Raw genomic sequence first — 16,852 nt, 5'->3', positions numbered from 1 at the left:
GCTCTATCCTTTGATTTGTGGGGCATAGATATTTTTAGCTAAAAAAATTCATCAAACTGTCATATGTGAAACATAGCAAAAATTCGTCAAATTATTGACGAACACATGCCTTTACAAGCGCGCAATATAAGCTCTGTACCTGACATTCATAATTCATCATCGGCGCAAACATTGACGCTATAAGGGCTTCGTGAGTTCTCCCCATAAGCTGTGGATAACCCTGTGTATAAGTCGCTACTTGACAAGATTTCTCCTAGGTAACATAAAGGACTAGGTAAAATCGTTCATTTTTTATACAATTTAAAAATTAATTAAAATCAATAACTTACACTCAATATCCCATCGTAAAAAATTATTTTCAATATTTTTAAAAAATAATTTTACATTAGAGAATGTTTCACAGTAATCAAATAAAGGCATTATATTTATTGTGGACAACTTATAAAACTGTTGACAAACCGCACCATTATCAGGTCCAAAATCATTTATTATCCAATAGTAATTTTATACCAAATCTCAGTCACATACTATACGACAGCTGATGTCGTTTAACGTGGTTTGATACCCTACTACTACCTTGGATTTTGTTATAATTACCTCATCTATTCAATAGGATGATTAATAAGAGTTTCCACTTATTAATGAACTTAGTTTTACTTTTATCAGAATTTGATTTTGCTGTATAGTAGAGCAAAATATCTGATATTGTTAACCATGCCATTGATATCATTATCCGCTTCCTTTAGCCAAGTGTTGGCTATCTCTAAAACTCAACTAGCTGTTGTTCTATTGAAGCATTATATTTAATAGTACGAATATTATATTTATAGCATAGAAATCGATAATTCCAAATCAATTATTGCAAACAAGGAATCCAGTATGGACGACAATAAAGCCAAAGCCCTTAAAGCGGCACTAGGTCAAATTGAGAAACAGTTCGGTAAAAACACCATTATGCACCTTGGTGATGACTCAGCCATCCTTGATGCTGATGTAGTCTCCACAGGCTCTCTTGGCTTGGATATTGCTCTTGGTATCGGTGGACTACCAAAAGGCCGTATCGTTGAGATTTATGGACCTGAAAGCTCTGGTAAAACCACCATGACGTTGCAGGCTATTGCAGAGTGCCAAAAGCAAGGTGGTACTTGTGCCTTTATTGATGCTGAACATGCACTTGATCCTGTTTATGCGCGTAAGCTAGGCGTGAATACGGATGAGTTACTACTTTCACAGCCTGATAATGGTGAGCAAGCACTTGAGATTACCGATATGTTGGTTCGCTCAGGTGCTATCGACATGATTGTCATTGACTCCGTTGCGGCTTTGACGCCTCGTGCAGAGATTGAAGGTGAGATGGGTGATTCTCATATGGGTCTACAAGCGCGTCTCATGAGTCAAGCCCTACGCAAAATTACAGGTAATGCTAAACGCTCTAATTGCATGGTCGTGTTTATCAACCAGATTCGTATGAAAATTGGTGTTATGTTCGGTAGCCCTGAGACTACAACGGGTGGTAATGCTCTCAAGTTCTACGCGTCAGTACGCATGGATATACGTCGAATCGGTGCAGTTAAAAATGGTGATGAAATCATTGGTAACCAAACGCGCGTTAAAGTCATCAAAAACAAAATGGCACCACCATTTCGTCAAGCTGAGTTCGAAATTACTTATGGCGAAGGTACCAACCACTTAGCTGAAGTTATTGATTTAGGTGTTGAGATTGGTGCAGTTGGTAAAGCTGGCTCATGGTACAGCTATGGCGATGAAAAAATCGGCCAAGGTAAAGCCAACTCTGTGCTATTTTTGAAAGAAAATCCTACCATTGCCAAAGAAATCGAAGATAAAATTCGTGACGAAAAGCTTGGCACCAAAAAAGACAGTAAGGTCGCTGATGCTGTTGAAACCAATGAAGAATTGGCTTCTGAGCCTGTACAATAGACTTTTGATAACTCTCTACTATCAACAGTCATGACGTATTATGAAAATTAAAACACTGGCCGAAATACTCGCTGAGTCGGATACCGATTCAGCGAGTTCTGTCGATGCCACACGCAAAAGACCTTCTAAGCACTTTGATGAAGACACACATAAAAAAGTAAGTGCTGTTGGTAGGCGGCCTACTTATACAGATAAGAGAAACAAAGACGATTCCTTGACTAGCAAGTCTACAGTCGAGATAGAATCGGTTGATGCCCTTTCTCATCATGTCAAAAAAACATCCAATTCTAAGAAACGTAAAAAACGCTTTCATCCAGCTGCCAACTTCATCGCGGAGCCTAGCGATGTGCCTGCTTATAAGCCACCTGAAGCACAAAGTATCAAAGAGATGCTGGCAGAGGTCAAGCACAACGTCCATGATACTGACAACGAAACTGCCTCCCTTCACGATACTAGTGAAGAGTCGCATATAGCAGACGACTCATACGCTACTGCGTCAAAAACAACTTGTGACGATGAAACAAGCCATCAAAACGACAACTTACCGGCTGCCCTTAAGGCTTATTTGCGTACGCCGGAACAACGTCAAGCAGACATCGATGCCATTAAAGCGGAAAGTCGCTTACGTTGGCTTGCATTTTATTATTTGTCGCGCCGTGAATACGGCAAAGCTGAACTCAAGCAAAAGCTGATTGATAAGGAGCAAAACCCAGAAAAAATCGATGCGCTCCTCGATGAGTTTGAAGAAAAAGGCTACCAGAGTGATTATCGCACTACGCTAATGCTGATACGCGAGAACATTCGCAAAGGCCGAGGGCGTGGACGTATCAAACAAGAATTTTATCGCAAAAAAATCGCTATGCCAGGCAACATTGATGAGCTAATCGATATGGCAAATAGCGAATCTGAGGAATTCAGTGAATTTGTCGATGATAGTGCAGATAACTTGGTTGACGGTGTTGATTGGCTCAAATTGGCGGTCATAGCACGTATTAAGAAGTACGGTAATGACATACCCACTGAGCAAAAAGACAAAGCGCGCCAGCTACGGTTTTTACAATACAGAGGATTCAATACTGATGTCTGTTTTGAGGCGCTCAATTATACATTAGACACATTAGATGAGCGATTTTAGCCAATAACTTTCAAAGTTAGTAATAGCCGAGTACTTTCCACCAAATGAGACCGGCACCTATCCAAATAACTAAGTTAACCACGCTCATAATTGCCCCAATACCCCACCACTCTTTTAATGTCACATAACCAGAGTTAAAAATAACAGGTGCGGTACCAGTTGCATAATGAGTAAGTGTCATCATAATATTACCCGCTGCGGCTAAGATTAGCGCATATAACATCGGCGGCGCCCCTAATGTCAGTCCTACTGCATAGAATGCGGCAAATAGCGCTGTAATGTGGGCCGTGGTACTAGCAAAAAAGTAATGAATATATAAGTAAACTAAGGTCAAAATAGTCACTGCCCCTACCCAACCTACTCCAGTGGTACCAATTAGAGACTCAATATTGCCTGAAAACCAGCTTATCAAGCCAAGCTTATTAAGATAAGCCGCCATCATAATAAGTGCGCCAAACCAAACGATGGTATCCCATGCAGATTTTTCTTTTAGAATATCATCCCAAGTCAGGACACCGGTCAGGATTAATGCGACTAATCCAATAAAGGCAGTAGTAGTGGCATCGACGCTATATTTCTCACCCAAAATAAGCGCAGGTATATTCGCCCACAATAGCAGCATCAGACCAAATACCCCGAGCATGATTTTCTCTTGAGTACTTATTTGGCCCATTTCGGCTAAATTATCCTTTGCAAAGTCCTTCGCATCAGGCGTCACTTTGACATCGGGCGGATAGATGATATAGATAACCAGTGGCATCACCACCAAACAGAGCATCCCAGGCACAAACATCGCGAGCGCCCATGTTGTCCAAGATAGCTGAATATCACCACCTGTTGCTTTATTGACTAGTTCTACAACTAATGGGTTAGGGGCAGTAGCGGTAATAAACATACCAGAAGTAATAGGATTGGCGTGATAATTAACCATAGCCAAGTAGCGACCAATCTTGTTTTGCGTGCCGTCCTCGGGAGTTGAATGAAAGCTCTGTGCGATGGATTTCATAATGGGATGAATAATACCGCCGCCTCGTGCTGTATTAGAGGGTGTAATGGGCGCTACTATCAGTTCAGCGGCTGTTAAAGAGTAAGCCACTCCGATGGTTTTTTTACCAAAAATAGAAATAAAATAATAAGCAATACGCCGACCCAAGCCAGTTTTTATCAAGCCACGCGATATCATGATGGCAATACCAATTAGCCAAATTAAAGGACTTGAATAGCTTGATAATGCATCGCTAATAGCTTGTTTTGGACTATCACTCGTTACGCCTGTGAGTGCTACTAGGGTCACAGCAATAATAGCAATTGCACCAATGGGTAATGCTTTGCCTATAATGGCCACAATGGTAGCAATAAATAGTGCCAGCATATGCCATGCTTCTGGTGTAACACCAGTCGGAACTGGAATGACAAACCAAATGATCAGACCAACTAAGATAGCAATAGCGGCTTGGATGGGCTTGAATGGCATTATTAAGTATCCTTATAAGATCATTGGATTATCAGATCAGCGCAACTTTACCATTAATAGCATGGTCTCAAGATAACTGCGGCCACAAATTAAGAAATGAGTACTCTCCTTAACCATATTATAAGATTTATCTAGTTCTTGTGTCATTGTTTACCTATTTTAATATATTTATTTAGAATAAAATAAATATATAGGGATATCTTTTCTAAATAAGCTACAAGCAGATAAGCAATAAAAAAGAGCACATCATCAGATGTACTCTTCTCATTGCATTTTTGACTGATATTGATAGATTTAAAAACAGGAAACTATTTTAAAGTACCTAATCGATTAGACAGTTGGCTCATAATTTGATCAATTTCATCATTCGCTTCCGTTTCGTTATCCAAGTTGCCATTAGGCGTTAACTGATTCATCACCTCGGGAAGCAACTCAGCAAGACCTTGACGCACTTCTGTCTCATTGGCACCAGTATTAGCAGCAACTTGTTGAATCTCACCTTCATCGAAGAATCGACTGACCTCATTTGGATCAAGATTGTCATTGTCTTCTTGATTACTCATCCAAGATCGCGCTTGATTATCGTATCCCATACCAGTAATTTTTGATAAGGCACCGCTCACACCGCCATTATTTTTAATCCAAGTGAGTACCATCGGCATCAGCATAGCAATAAGCATCCCTTTGCCGCCAAAGCCGCCTCTATTGCGTTGACCACCAAGTACACTGCCTAAGATATCTCCCAGACCACCTGCACCTGAGCTTACGCCACCGCGCTGATTACTACCAGTAATACTACCTATGATATCGTCCAAACCAAAACTATTATCAGGTTGACGGTCGTATTGTCGAGGATTGTACCCACCTGCTTGACTGCCACCTCCTAATACACTACCCAATATATCACCAAGACCTCCAGTGCGACGTGCGTTGGTATGTTGGTTTACTGGGTTACGCTGTGCGTCTTCTGGGTTCATCGCGCTGCGGGCAACTTGGCTCACTATATTCCCTAATAAACTCATTTTCTACTCCTTTGTTTATTCTAGTATTTGTTACAGACAAACCATAAATTTGCTTTACAACATTCATCTCTAGTCAATAACTAGCTCTTCAGCGACTAAGAACGCTGGTTTATCTGCTGTATTCTTCTCATGCAATATAACAAATCTCTTTTAACTTCAAGATAGGTATTTTGTTATGACATGTAGGGCTTCGTAAGCTCACGCAAGAAGGAGTGAAGTTGTAAAGAGACAGAAGAGTTGAGCGTTAGATTTTATTAGTACTTATATTGGCTAAAACACCCAGCTCACGCCATTGATTGGCGCTTACTTGATCGCGAAAGATAGTAATTGATAGCGGGCGTCTATAAGGCTCTACGATAATAAGCTCCAGACTCACGGCCCATCGATAACCATGGACAGCAACCAATTGTGATTGCCACAGCTCATCACCACGACTTGTTCTGATGAGCAATTGCCAGTGTTTATTAATACGTTGGCTAAGCGGTGGTTGGCTAACATGCAGTGGTATAGGCCGTGATAGTGCCAGATAGAGTGTCACAGCTGTAGTGACTATTAGTAGACACACATACTGCCATAAGACTAAAGGGGCAAGCCATGCTAGCAGCCCCATTATACTGCCTAGCCCACCATATAGCAGAAAGCGCAACGAGCTAGTCGGCTGAATGGCTGTATCAATGCGTAAGGAAGGTGTCAAAGTCATAATTAAGGGCTAATAAAAAGTGAAGCCAATGAGCTAGGTAGCACTTACCACTGGCAATCTGGCAATCTGGCAATCTGGCAATCTGGCAATCTGGCAATCTGGCAATCTGGCAATCTGGCAATCTGGCAATCTGGCAATCTGGCAATCTGGCAATCTGGCAATAGTACATCACGATTCAATTATAAATAAAAGACGTATAACTACGTTAAGTCTTTGGTATGACGCCAGGTTTTAATTTTATTTACCAATGCCCACATGGCATCATCGTCTGGACGATTTTGGTTGGTAAAATAATCCAATAAATCAGGATCTTCATGCGTTAGCATTTGTGCAAATATTTCTTGCTCAGCTGGATCTGCTGTTAGGTATAGTTCTTTCACATAAGGATCAATATAAAAATCCAATTCTTTTAAGCCACGACGTGCTTGATAAATAATACGGCGTTGTTCGTTGGTGGGTTCTGGTTGAGATGGTATGGTCATCAAAGCACTCTCGTTTGTTTAGGTTATGATTGGTATTAAGTATAATAAGATGTTGGATATTTACAGAATATTAAAACTCAGGGCTGGTTAGGAACTTTGACCATCACGTAGGCAAAGTAAACACTTACGATATCGGCTAATAGTATTCAGCATCAAAAGTAAGGTCAGCTTTCATGATACTCGGACAACTGATGCCACAACGCGACTGCTTGCTGCATCATAGACACGTTGTGAGTACGAATGATAGAGGCACCTTGTTGTATCGCAAAAATTCCTGCTGCCGTTCCAATAGCATCGCGCTCTACCGCTTGTGTTGTTATCACTGAACCAGCACCACTTTTGGTCAATACTTCCGCTAAAAAGCGCTTACGTGAAATACCAAACATCATAGGCAACCCTAATGACTTTAATTCATCGAGGTGTTTTAACAGTGCACAATGATGCTCGTAATCCTTAGCAAAGCCAAAGCCTGGATCGATAATGATATTTTCGCGTTTCACACCAAGACTAGTTACTTTTTCAATGCGTGCCGCCAGCTCTACCGTTACTTCTTGAACCACATCTGTATATTGCGCAAGATCATTCATGGTTGTTGGCTCACCGCGCATGTGCATGAGCATCACAGGTATGTCTAGCTTAGCAGCTAATGCTACAGCGCCTTCACGCTTGAGTGCTCTCACATCATTCCAAATGTCTGCACCAGCATCGAACGCTGCCTGCATTACTGCTGGGTTACTGGTATCGACAGATAACCAAACCTCGTCGCCACAATGTTGTCTGATGGCTTGAACCACGGGCACAACACGTTGTATTTCATCATTAGTAGCCACGATACTAGCATTGGGACGAGTAGATTCACCGCCAATATCAATGATAGTCGCGCCGTCTGCTATCATCTGCTGACAATGAGCCACTGCTCTATCAATAGCAGTGAATTGTCCGCCATCTGAAAATGAGTCTGGCGTGACATTAAGTATGCCCATAACATGGGGCTGGGACAAATCTAACGTTTTATTGCGACCAGATATTTCATACTTTGGTAGCGACTCGAATAATGACATCATCAATCCATTATAAATATATTTCAGTAAGTAATTTCTATGCTAATGATACCAGTAAATCTTACTCTGTCCTAAATCCTTCATAAAATGATGCCAATAAAAAAGCCCTTTACTAAAAAGGGCTTTTTTAAGAGTCATTCACCAATTACAAGTTACATCGCTGGCAATGGTGGTGGCGTTGAACCAGACGTATTAACATCATTTTTTGACAAGTTCACTTCGTTGTGTTGATACACTCTTGGTGGACGAGGCTCCTCACCTGCCAAGATATCTTGAAGCTGATCGCGATCAATGGTTTCCCACTTCATCAAGGCATCAACCATCGCATGCATTTTTTCTTGATTACCTTCAATCAATTCACGCGCGATATCGTACTGCTCTTCTAGCATACGGCGTACTTCATCATCTACCTTTTGTTGAGTAGCCTCTGAAATCGTGCGGCTACCACCAAAGTAACCTTGCGAGCTGTCATCGTCTTCATAAACCATGATACCAAGTGCGTCTGACATACCATACTTAGTGACCATTGCACGCGCCATCTTGGTTGCTCGTTCAAAATCATTAGAAGCACCAGTAGACATCTGATGAATAAAGACCTCTTCTGCAATACGGCCACCAAATAAAATAGCAATATCGCTCAGCATTTTTGACTTATACATACTGGTTTGATCATGCTCTGGTAGCTGCCATGTGACACCAAGAGCAAAACCGCGCGGCATGATAGTGACTTTATGCACAGGATCAGTCCCTGGTAATAACTCCGCAACCAATGCATGACCTGCTTCATGATATGCAGTAGCCCGGCGTTCTTCTTCGCGAATCACCATAGATTTGCGTTCAGGACCCATATAGAGCTTGTCTTTTGCATCCTCAAAATCATTCATGTCAACGCTGGTCTTATTACGACGTGCTGCAAACAGTGCTGCTTCGTTCACAAGGTTAGCAAGCTGTGCGCCACTAAATCCTGGTGTGCCACGGGCAAGAGAGCTTGCATCTACACTAATCGTATTTGGCAGTTTTCTCAAATGTACTTTTAGAATTTGCTCACGACCTTTGATATCAGGCAGCCCCACTTGCACTTGACGATCGAAACGACCTGGGCGTAATAGCGCTTTATCAAGTACGTCTGCACGGTTGGTCGCAGCAATGATAATAACGCCTTCGTTACCTTCAAAACCGTCCATCTCAACCAACAACTGGTTTAGAGTTTGCTCACGCTCATCGTTACCACCGCCTGTTCCAGAACCACGATGACGACCAACCGCATCAATCTCATCGATGAAGATAATACAAGGCGCGCTTTTTTTCGCCTGTTCAAACATATCACGTACACGCGAAGCACCCACACCAACAAACATTTCTACGAAATCAGAACCTGAAATCGAAAAGAACGGTACTTTGGCTTCACCAGCAATGGCTCTGGCCAACAGCGTTTTACCAGTACCTGGTGGGCCTACCATCAAAATACCACGCGGAATAGTCGCACCAAGCTTGGTAAATTTGTCAGGATCGCGTAAGAAGTCTACTACTTCAACCACTTCTTCTTTGGCTTCTTCACAACCAGCAACGTCTCCAAAATTGACCTTGATTTGATCTTCAGTCAGCATTTTGGCTTTTGACTTACCAAAACTCATAGGGCCACCGCCTTTACCGCCAGCGCCGCCTTGCATGTTACGCATGAAGAATAAGAACAAACCAATAATCAAAAGAATTGGGAAACTTGCTATCAGTAACTGCATTAACACGCTTTGACGCTTCGGTGCCGTTCCTTGAACCTCGACTTGATTCTCACGTAGGATTGGCATCAACTGATCGTCGGTCACAGCTGGTCTAATGGTTTCAAAAGAGGAACCATTTTTCTTCTCGCCGGTGATCTGCTCGCCATCGATTTCCACACTGGCTACTTGATTTTCTGACACAGCGGTCACAAACTCAGAGTAGTTAAGGCTATCTGGCTCAGATGATTGATCAAAACCACTGAACACCAGCACCAAAACGCCGATTACCACCAGCCACAATAAGGTATTTTTTACCATGTCGCTCACTAGTTATTCCCATCCCTTACTTATTGGTGTGTTTACTAAACACGTGACGTCTATAAACGTATTACTTATCTTTAATAAAAATATCAGAACTCATGTTATATAAATCTATCACAGATAAACGTATTAAGCGCTTATTATCAGACGACTTTGCTTAAAACATATGTTTGAAACAAAGTTAATATACCATGATATGTGGTGCTAGCCTGAATAATTCAAGCAAGTTTTTCTTTTATTCAGTTAACGATTGTAGCGGTTTTAAACATTGATAATGTATATGTTGTGGCAACTCATTTTTTGGCTTGTTTTGACGACAACCTATTGAATTTAAACCTATTTGATAGCGATCCAAAACATCTCTTTTGAACGAGGGCGAGAAGCACCAGGTTTGATACTACGAATTTTACTAAAATCATTCTGCATTTGCTTGCGTAATTCTTGCATCCCTTCACCTTGAAACACTTTCATAATAAGCGCGCCACCTTGTGGTAAGGTTGCCAAAGCAAATTCCACAGCCAACTCACATAAGTACATCATTCTTGGCTGATCGATAGCACTATTGCCTGCTGTGTTAGGTGCCATATCTGACAATACCACATCAACTTGCCTATCACCAACCTCAGCCATAATCGTGTCAAACACGTCAGCCTCACGAAAGTCTCCTTGGATAAACGTTACATCAGCCAGCGCATCCATAGGTAAAATATCAGAGGCAATCAAAACACCTTTTTCACCCACCAGCTGGCTGGCTACTTGTGACCAACTACCAGGTGCACTCCCCAAATCTACCACTGTCATGCCCTTTTTAATCAAATTGGTTTTTTCATTAATTTCTAACAACTTGTAGGCTGCACGAGCACGGTAACCATCTTTTTGAGCCTTTTGCACATAATGATCGTCAATATGCTCCTTCATCCAAGCACTACTACTTTTTGACAGTTTTTTATTTTCAATACGCGTGGCCAAAACACCTGCTCCTCTTGCTTTACCAACACTACTCTTTGTTAATTAACCACTCTATCGTGGTCCAGTAGTACATTGGTCAAAAACGACTTTTGACAGTAAATATATGGGATATCAGCTCAACTATTTTAGATATGCCATTCATTGAGCGATTGATTTGTCTGATGACTTTAAATTGGTCAAATTCTATTAGGGAAAACACTGCTTTATAAGAGCATAGCGTTTATAATGTGACCAAATATTCAGTTTAACATTTTCATCACGTAAAATCGTGCAAAATCCTGCTGATATCATGCAAGATGCCCTCAGATTATCTATAATAGTCACTAATTGCGCTCAATAGCATCATCTTTTATTTTTTACCAACCTTTGGAAATTCTATGGAACTCGATAACGCTACCATCAAACGCCTACGAGGCATTGGTCACGAGCTTAAACCTATTGTCATGATTGGCAATAAAGGTGTCACACCGACTATCGCAGAGGAGATTGATCGCGCTTTGTCAGATCATGAACTCATTAAAGTAAAACTGCCTGCTGGTACTAAAGAAGAGCGTGATGTCATTGGTGCAGAGCTTGCCGCAGCTGCGAATGCAACTTTGATTCATTCAATCGGTCGTATGGCATTGTTACTGCGTAAAAATCCGCATGCCAACCCAAAACTGTCTAATTTGGCACGTCACGCTCAGTAGTTTGTAACGACAAGCTTGGTTTGAATAAATTTCTACTGTGATTGCTGAGTTATTATTCAAATCATTACGATAGTACCTAAAAGCCGCGCTGCATCATGCTCGCGGCTTTTATAATGTGTATTTTTCACAGCGAGCTTATCTTAGCGTTTCTCATTATAAGATAAGCCGTTTTTTCTCATTAATGTTCTTGAGTATGATCAGATTATGAGCCAAACCTTTACCCTTTGTATGGCCACTGATACGTTGGTCAATGATGCCCAACAAATCGGGGTCACTGTGGATGAACTCCGTCGTATCGGCATTCAGGTAGCTGCCGAAATTGTGCAACGACCAACATTGCATCTACAACTCACGTATTATATTACCGTACCCACACCTTCTTTGGCCGCCAAACTTAACTGGCCGGCATGGCAGACCAAGCAAATAGGCTTCTCTGATTACCTTTGGGAAGAAACGTGCCTTGAATGTTTCATCACAGGCAGTTTAGCTAAAAATAAAGTCGACTACGTAAAAAATGCAGAGCCTTATATCGAAATCAACGCCAGTCCAGATGGTCGTTATGCGCTATATCGGTTTGAAAGTTATCGCAATCCTTCAACATTGCCGCCTACCCCTTTGTACCATATGGATAGACACGAGCGTATAGGCATTTATTGGGATGATAAGTCCTTGCAGCAGCGCTCACCAGTTGATACCTCTTTATCTACCAAATCATCGTTAGCTTCTACCATTCCAAGTTATGAACGACGTTTTGGCATACTTTTGAACCAATTACCCAAGCAACAATATGCATTTAATAACACGGTGGTTGAATACATACATCCTTGCGTTATCTTAAAGTTTAATGAGACGGCTTTATATTTTGCCCCGCGCCATGCTTCACCACCTGATTTTCATAATCGTCATTATTGGTCTAAATTTAAAGGTTAATCATATTTTTTCCGCTTGATTACCTTACTTATCAATAGGCACAGAATCTTTTTTCAATTGCTCTTTTATCACACATCATTACTTCAAATAAAAAAAAGCCTAGTAATGTCGAAAACATTACTAGGCCTGGAGAAACTGGTCGAATTAAAGAGCTATTTAACTGATTATTTGTCCGCCATAGCAAGATAGATACCACGGTCTGACGCATCGTCAACGTACTGCGAATCACGCCATGTAGTATAGCTATGAGAGCCACTATAAGGATTGATGCTGTTTTGACGGAAGTCAGACACCCATGTATTGCCATCAAAAATTTGGATATGACCATGAGGACGGCTTGAGGTGCGGTTGAAGACAACGACATCACCAACTTGTGGTTGCATATCGTTACTGATCTTAGTGAAGCCTGCTTGGGCCAAAGTGCCACGTGAGGCGTACTGATAAGCGGATGGATTAGGCGTAAATTCGTAACCGGCTGATTGTAGCGCTTTACGTACGTAGCGTGCGCAGTAACCAGAACTTCTAGATAGGGCAACTCGTGCGGCATTTGCTGCTGCAATAGCAGGGGCAGAGTTACTATCAGGGGTGCGGCTGGCTTGTTGCTGACGCTGTTCATAAGACAAACGGCTGGTTAGCGAGGCAAGCTGGTATTCTTTTTGCTTAGCATGAGCGCTTAGATTATCAATAGCTTGGCTGATCTCATCGTTACTATATACATGAGCGCCACTGTTGGTGCTATAGATATTACGACTAGAACCGTAGTTCGCAGAAGCAGAAATATTTGTGATGGTATGACTCAAGGTATTATTCGGTTGAAAGGTGGTTTCGACAGCACCACTCGTCTGTGCTATACCCATTCCCAATACTGACAAAAGCAATAAAGCTTGTTTCATAAATTTACTACCTATTGTTAATACAAGACCGCTCGTCATCCATGACAAAGCATCAATTAATTTAGAGGATATAATCATAAAATAAACATGATAAAATCCTTGTTACAACAGCCCACTCTTTTTTCTATAGTGACTAGCGTTTATTACCTTAGGCTAGTCAAATATCTCGTAAATCGTTTGTTATATATTGCTTTTAGCATGTCTATCGACGTTGTCACCTATTAGATGAGTCATTGCGATGTCAAAAAAACAGCCTAATCGGCTTGCTAAGCTTATCGATCATCAAGCTTTTGCTGGTAGTGCGCTACCACAAACCCTTGCTGACAATATGCGGCTATATACAAAAATGACCGCTGAGATAAAAGAGCTACTGGTAGATTGTCTACCTGAAGAAATCCTTAGTACCTGTTGGGTTGTAGGATTTACTCCTGAGCAACTCATACTCAGTGTTGGCTCTGTAACAGCTGCTAATCATATCCGCTATTTACAGAGTGCTTATTTGCGAGTGTTAACAGAGCAATCAATTACATTTAAACAACTCAAACAAATTCGCGTCGTAATTGCTAAAACTTCCACTCATAATCATTCAATTCAACAATCATCGTCATTATCAATGACCAAATCAAAAACTCTTGAAATCAATGAAAATCAGGCCCTTAGCCAAAACACAAAGCGGACTATATCACAGGCCGCAGAGCATGTCACCACTGATGAAAATCTCAAAAAAGCCCTTTTACGCTTAATAAATGATTAAAAATCATGACTTCATAATGTAAAGTTATGTAAATATAATCGCAAAAATTAACGAGTAACGCTGGGGTTTTGTAATATCACAAACAAAAAAAATCATCTATTGGCATCATTCATAATGTGAATGCTACCAATAGATGATTTAAAAACCATCTACAGCTTTTGTATTCTCTACTCTGAAGTAGAATTTTTAAAATAACCCGAACAATATATTCAAAAAATAGAATATTATAGGAATGTAATTATAGCCCGATCATGTAATATTGCGTAAATGTTTCGATACTTCGTGTATATTCCTGTATTCATCCTTCAACAGCTAAATCTTCTAAAGGTAAATACTTGATAGGACAAGTTACATTGTCATCAAAAGTTACAATTTCAAAATTATCACGGTCAGATAGTATTTCACGCACCAATAAATTATTTAGTGCATGACCAGACTTATAAGCATTAAAGCGACCCAAAATTGGATAACCGATTAAATATAAATCTCCCAAAGCATCCAAAATTTTGTGACGGACAAACTCATCATTGAAGCGTAAGCCTTCTTCATTCAATACGTTTGCTTCATCGATGACGATTGCATTGTCCATGCTACCGCCTAACGCTAAGTTGTTTTGGCGCATTGCCTCAATATCACGCAAAAAACCAAAAGTACGTGCTGAGCTTAATTGTTCAATAAAGTTTTGTGTAGAAAACTGCAGCTGAGCGTGCTGAAAGTTTTTATCAATAGCAGGATGATCAAAATCGATTTCAAAATTTAGCTCAAAACCGTCATAAGGACGCAGTTCTGCCCATTTATCATCCACTTTTACACGTACAGGCCGAACAATTCTAATGAACTTTTTAGCAGCTTCTTGCTCACACAACCCTGCTTCAAGTAACAATCCAACAAAAGGTGCAGCGCTACCATCCATGATTGGTATTTCTGAGGCAGAAACACGAATCAAGAGGTTATCTATGCCAAGTCCAGCAATCGCGCTCAAAAGGTGCTCGACAGTGCCGACACGAGTACCGCCAAATACAAGATTTGACGACATCATAGTATCTTGTACTAAAAAGGCACTGGCTGGGATTGGCTGACTGCCTTCGATATCAGAGCGCTCGAAAACAATACCAGTATCCACTGGCTGCGGATAAAACTCTAAGTTAACAGGCTGACCACTATGGAGACCTGTACCTGTAACAGCAATCGCAGTTTTTAGGGTTCTTTGGTTCATGGCTGTCTTCTCACATATTTTGTTACAATTGCCATAGTGTATCATTACCTACCCCCATTTCGCTATAGCTAATACTCTTTAATTTGCTTATCTCCTTGATTGATAACACTTATCGTCATATATATTCATGATTTATGGCGCTTAGCATTTATGTTTCTTTGTATAAATATCCAACTTTTCGAAACATTTTATGCAATAAAATCATCAGATATGTCCATTTGATGACAATTTTCATGCTATCTACTATTTATAAGCATGAAAAAGCCAGCGACTCAGCGCTGGCTTTTTAGTTCAAAATACTTGGTGTCTCTATAAGAATTACTTATTTTGTTGACGCTTTAAATAATCTTGAATACTGTTGGTTTTGGTTTTAGGCTGCTCTTGAGGTGCGTTCGAACGTGCTGCGGTATCTTGGTAAATTTGGGCTTGTGCTTGTTTTTGACTGTTTAGCGCACTAGTATGTACGTTAGGATCGACAGGTTGGGTGCTATTAACCGATGGAACTGGTTGCTCCACCACTTCTGGTTCTTGACCAGCATTTTCATCTAACGTTAAACCAGTGGCGATAACTGTCACGTGCAAGTCATCTCCCATTTTTTCATCAATCACAGAACCATAGAAAATATGAGCGTCATCGATATCGGTAATTTCTTCGACTATGGCACTGATTTTACTCATTTCATCCAAAGATAATGATTCAGAGGAAATCACGTTGACCAATAGACCTTTGGCATTTTCCAAACGCAAATCGTCAAGTAGTGGTGATCTGATGGCTTTTTCGGTCGCTTGACGCGCACGGTCATCACCGCTTGCACGACCAATACCCATCATTGCATGACCTTTAGCCGTCATTGCTGTACGAATATCATTAAAATCGATGTTAATCATACCTTCGCTAGCGATAGTTTCAGCAATACCCTGAACGGCGTGCAGTAAAACATCATCCGCTTTTTTGAAAGCGTCTTGCATAGAGATATTACCGTAGACACTCATCAACTTATCATTTGGAATCGTAATGATAGAATCCACAAAGTTGGTCAACTGCTCAATACCAGCTTTAGCAGCTTTGATACGTTTGCCGCCTTCAAATTTGAAAGGTGTGGTCACTACTGCAACGGTCAAAACTTCCATTTCTTTAGCAATACGAGCAACCACTGGCGCAGCACCTGTACCTGTACCTCCACCCATACCTGCGGTGATAAATACCATATCGGAATGCTCAAGTAAGGCACGGATGGCTTCTTCTTCGCTCTCTGCCGCTTCACGTCCTACTTCTGGGTTTGCCCCTGCACCAAGACCACGATTTGTTTTTGCACCAAGTTGTAATTTGTGCGGCGCAGTTAAACGATCAAGCGCTTGTTTATCCGTATTAGCACAGACAAAGGTTACACCCCTAATTCCTTGTTGTACCATATGCTCAACCGCATTACCGCCACCACCACCCACACCGAATACAGTGAAGCTCGCTTGGCCGTTATTTTGAAGCTGGTTATCATCTGGCATGGTGTATTTTGACATAAAAAAGATTCTCCAGTTGCAAATAGCGTAAT

General features: G+C 41.1%; 15 protein-coding genes. 5 read left to right on the top strand and 10 right to left on the bottom strand.

The window, feature by feature from the left end; genetic code table 11:
• The first annotated feature begins 879 nt into the window (after window positions 1–879).
• Complete coding sequence (gene recA / locus FW759_RS03585; RefSeq protein ID WP_131392687.1) at window positions 880–1,938, top strand: recombinase RecA; 1,059 nt, start codon at window positions 880–882, stop codon at window positions 1,936–1,938.
• Between the two features lie 40 nt (window positions 1,939–1,978).
• Entirely contained in the window at window positions 1,979–3,073 is a 1,095-nt protein-coding gene (locus tag FW759_RS03580; protein ID WP_446442216.1) for a regulatory protein RecX, read from the top strand.
• Between the two features lie 16 nt (window positions 3,074–3,089).
• On the opposite strand, the gene FW759_RS03575 is transcribed toward FW759_RS03580, so the two are convergent.
• From FW759_RS03575 to FW759_RS03545, 7 genes are all read right to left on the bottom strand, one after another.
• A complete protein-coding gene (locus FW759_RS03575; RefSeq protein ID WP_446442215.1) occupies window positions 3,090–4,547 on the bottom strand; it encodes an anion permease in 1,458 nt (485 codons plus the stop codon).
• Window positions 4,548–4,855: 308 nt separating this feature from the next.
• Window positions 4,856–5,569, bottom strand: a complete 714-nt coding sequence (locus tag FW759_RS03570) for a YidB family protein (RefSeq protein ID WP_446442214.1) — start codon at window positions 5,567–5,569, stop codon at window positions 4,856–4,858.
• A 244-nt stretch (window positions 5,570–5,813) separates the two neighbouring features.
• Complete coding sequence (locus FW759_RS03565; RefSeq protein ID WP_446442213.1) at window positions 5,814–6,269, bottom strand: hypothetical protein; 456 nt, start codon at window positions 6,267–6,269, stop codon at window positions 5,814–5,816.
• A gap of 200 nt (window positions 6,270–6,469) precedes the next feature.
• A complete protein-coding gene (locus FW759_RS03560) occupies window positions 6,470–6,751 on the bottom strand; it encodes an FAD assembly factor SdhE (protein ID WP_446442212.1) in 282 nt (93 codons plus the stop codon).
• A 164-nt stretch (window positions 6,752–6,915) separates the two neighbouring features.
• Complete coding sequence (folP, locus tag FW759_RS03555; protein ID WP_443527550.1) at window positions 6,916–7,812, bottom strand: dihydropteroate synthase; 897 nt, start codon at window positions 7,810–7,812, stop codon at window positions 6,916–6,918.
• Between the two features lie 152 nt (window positions 7,813–7,964).
• Window positions 7,965–9,857, bottom strand: a complete 1,893-nt coding sequence (gene ftsH / locus FW759_RS03550; protein ID WP_446442211.1) for an ATP-dependent zinc metalloprotease FtsH — start codon at window positions 9,855–9,857, stop codon at window positions 7,965–7,967.
• Window positions 9,858–10,187: 330 nt separating this feature from the next.
• The gene (locus FW759_RS03545; protein ID WP_062845346.1) at window positions 10,188–10,820 is read right to left on the bottom strand and encodes an RlmE family RNA methyltransferase; all 633 of its coding nucleotides are present in this window, start codon (window positions 10,818–10,820) and stop codon (window positions 10,188–10,190) included.
• Between the two features lie 377 nt (window positions 10,821–11,197).
• On the opposite strand from FW759_RS03545, the gene FW759_RS03540 reads away from it, so the two are divergent.
• Both FW759_RS03540 and FW759_RS03535 read left to right on the top strand, forming a co-directional pair.
• Window positions 11,198–11,509, top strand: a complete 312-nt coding sequence (locus FW759_RS03540; protein ID WP_062845347.1) for a YhbY family RNA-binding protein — start codon at window positions 11,198–11,200, stop codon at window positions 11,507–11,509.
• A 204-nt stretch (window positions 11,510–11,713) separates the two neighbouring features.
• Window positions 11,714–12,439, top strand: coding sequence for a hypothetical protein (locus tag FW759_RS03535; RefSeq protein ID WP_446442210.1), 726 nt, complete (start codon window positions 11,714–11,716; stop codon window positions 12,437–12,439).
• A 164-nt stretch (window positions 12,440–12,603) separates the two neighbouring features.
• On the opposite strand, the gene FW759_RS03530 is transcribed toward FW759_RS03535, so the two are convergent.
• Window positions 12,604–13,332 (bottom strand): CHAP domain-containing protein, encoded by a 729-nt coding sequence (locus tag FW759_RS03530; RefSeq protein WP_062845349.1) that lies wholly within the window; start codon window positions 13,330–13,332, stop codon window positions 12,604–12,606.
• A gap of 238 nt (window positions 13,333–13,570) precedes the next feature.
• Here FW759_RS03530 and FW759_RS03525 point away from each other — a divergent pair, with 238 nt between their 5' ends.
• Window positions 13,571–14,086 (top strand): hypothetical protein, encoded by a 516-nt coding sequence (locus tag FW759_RS03525; RefSeq protein ID WP_095569872.1) that lies wholly within the window; start codon window positions 13,571–13,573, stop codon window positions 14,084–14,086.
• 298 nt (window positions 14,087–14,384) lie between these two features.
• Here FW759_RS03525 and lpxC read toward each other — a convergent pair whose 3' ends face one another.
• Together lpxC and ftsZ are read right to left on the bottom strand one after the other, a co-directional pair.
• The gene (gene lpxC, locus FW759_RS03520; protein WP_353670371.1) at window positions 14,385–15,302 is read right to left on the bottom strand and encodes a UDP-3-O-acyl-N-acetylglucosamine deacetylase; all 918 of its coding nucleotides are present in this window, start codon (window positions 15,300–15,302) and stop codon (window positions 14,385–14,387) included.
• Window positions 15,303–15,620: 318 nt separating this feature from the next.
• Window positions 15,621–16,820: a cell division protein FtsZ gene (gene ftsZ / locus FW759_RS03515; RefSeq protein WP_062845998.1), complete on the bottom strand. Its 1,200-nt coding sequence runs from the start codon at window positions 16,818–16,820 to the stop codon at window positions 15,621–15,623.
• Window positions 16,821–16,852: the final 32 nt, after the last annotated feature.

Source organism: Psychrobacter sp. 1176_08 (assembly GCF_052850615.1).
The sequence above is the reverse complement of the archived record's forward strand: the minus strand, read 5'-3'. Positions and strand labels throughout refer to the sequence as shown.

Bases quoted from the DNA above. Each gene is read 5' to 3' on its own strand.
- recA (WP_131392687.1), top strand. From the start codon at position 880: ATGGACGACAATAAAGCCAAAGCCCTTAAAGCGGCACTAGGTCAAATT.
- FW759_RS03580 (WP_446442216.1), top strand. From the start codon at position 1,979: ATGAAAATTAAAACACTGGCCGAAATACTCGCTGAGTCGGATACCGAT.
- FW759_RS03575 (WP_446442215.1), bottom strand. From the start codon at position 4,547: ATGCCATTCAAGCCCATCCAAGCCGCTATTGCTATCTTAGTTGGTCTG.
- FW759_RS03570 (WP_446442214.1), bottom strand. From the start codon at position 5,569: ATGAGTTTATTAGGGAATATAGTGAGCCAAGTTGCCCGCAGCGCGATG.
- FW759_RS03565 (WP_446442213.1), bottom strand. From the start codon at position 6,269: ATGACTTTGACACCTTCCTTACGCATTGATACAGCCATTCAGCCGACT.
- FW759_RS03560 (WP_446442212.1), bottom strand. From the start codon at position 6,751: ATGACCATACCATCTCAACCAGAACCCACCAACGAACAACGCCGTATT.
- folP (WP_443527550.1), bottom strand. From the start codon at position 7,812: ATGTCATTATTCGAGTCGCTACCAAAGTATGAAATATCTGGTCGCAAT.
- FW759_RS03540 (WP_062845347.1), top strand. From the start codon at position 11,198: ATGGAACTCGATAACGCTACCATCAAACGCCTACGAGGCATTGGTCAC.
- FW759_RS03535 (WP_446442210.1), top strand. From the start codon at position 11,714: ATGAGCCAAACCTTTACCCTTTGTATGGCCACTGATACGTTGGTCAAT.
- FW759_RS03530 (WP_062845349.1), bottom strand. From the start codon at position 13,332: ATGAAACAAGCTTTATTGCTTTTGTCAGTATTGGGAATGGGTATAGCA.
- FW759_RS03525 (WP_095569872.1), top strand. From the start codon at position 13,571: ATGTCAAAAAAACAGCCTAATCGGCTTGCTAAGCTTATCGATCATCAA.
- lpxC (WP_353670371.1), bottom strand. From the start codon at position 15,302: ATGAACCAAAGAACCCTAAAAACTGCGATTGCTGTTACAGGTACAGGT.
- ftsZ (WP_062845998.1), bottom strand. From the start codon at position 16,820: ATGTCAAAATACACCATGCCAGATGATAACCAGCTTCAAAATAACGGC.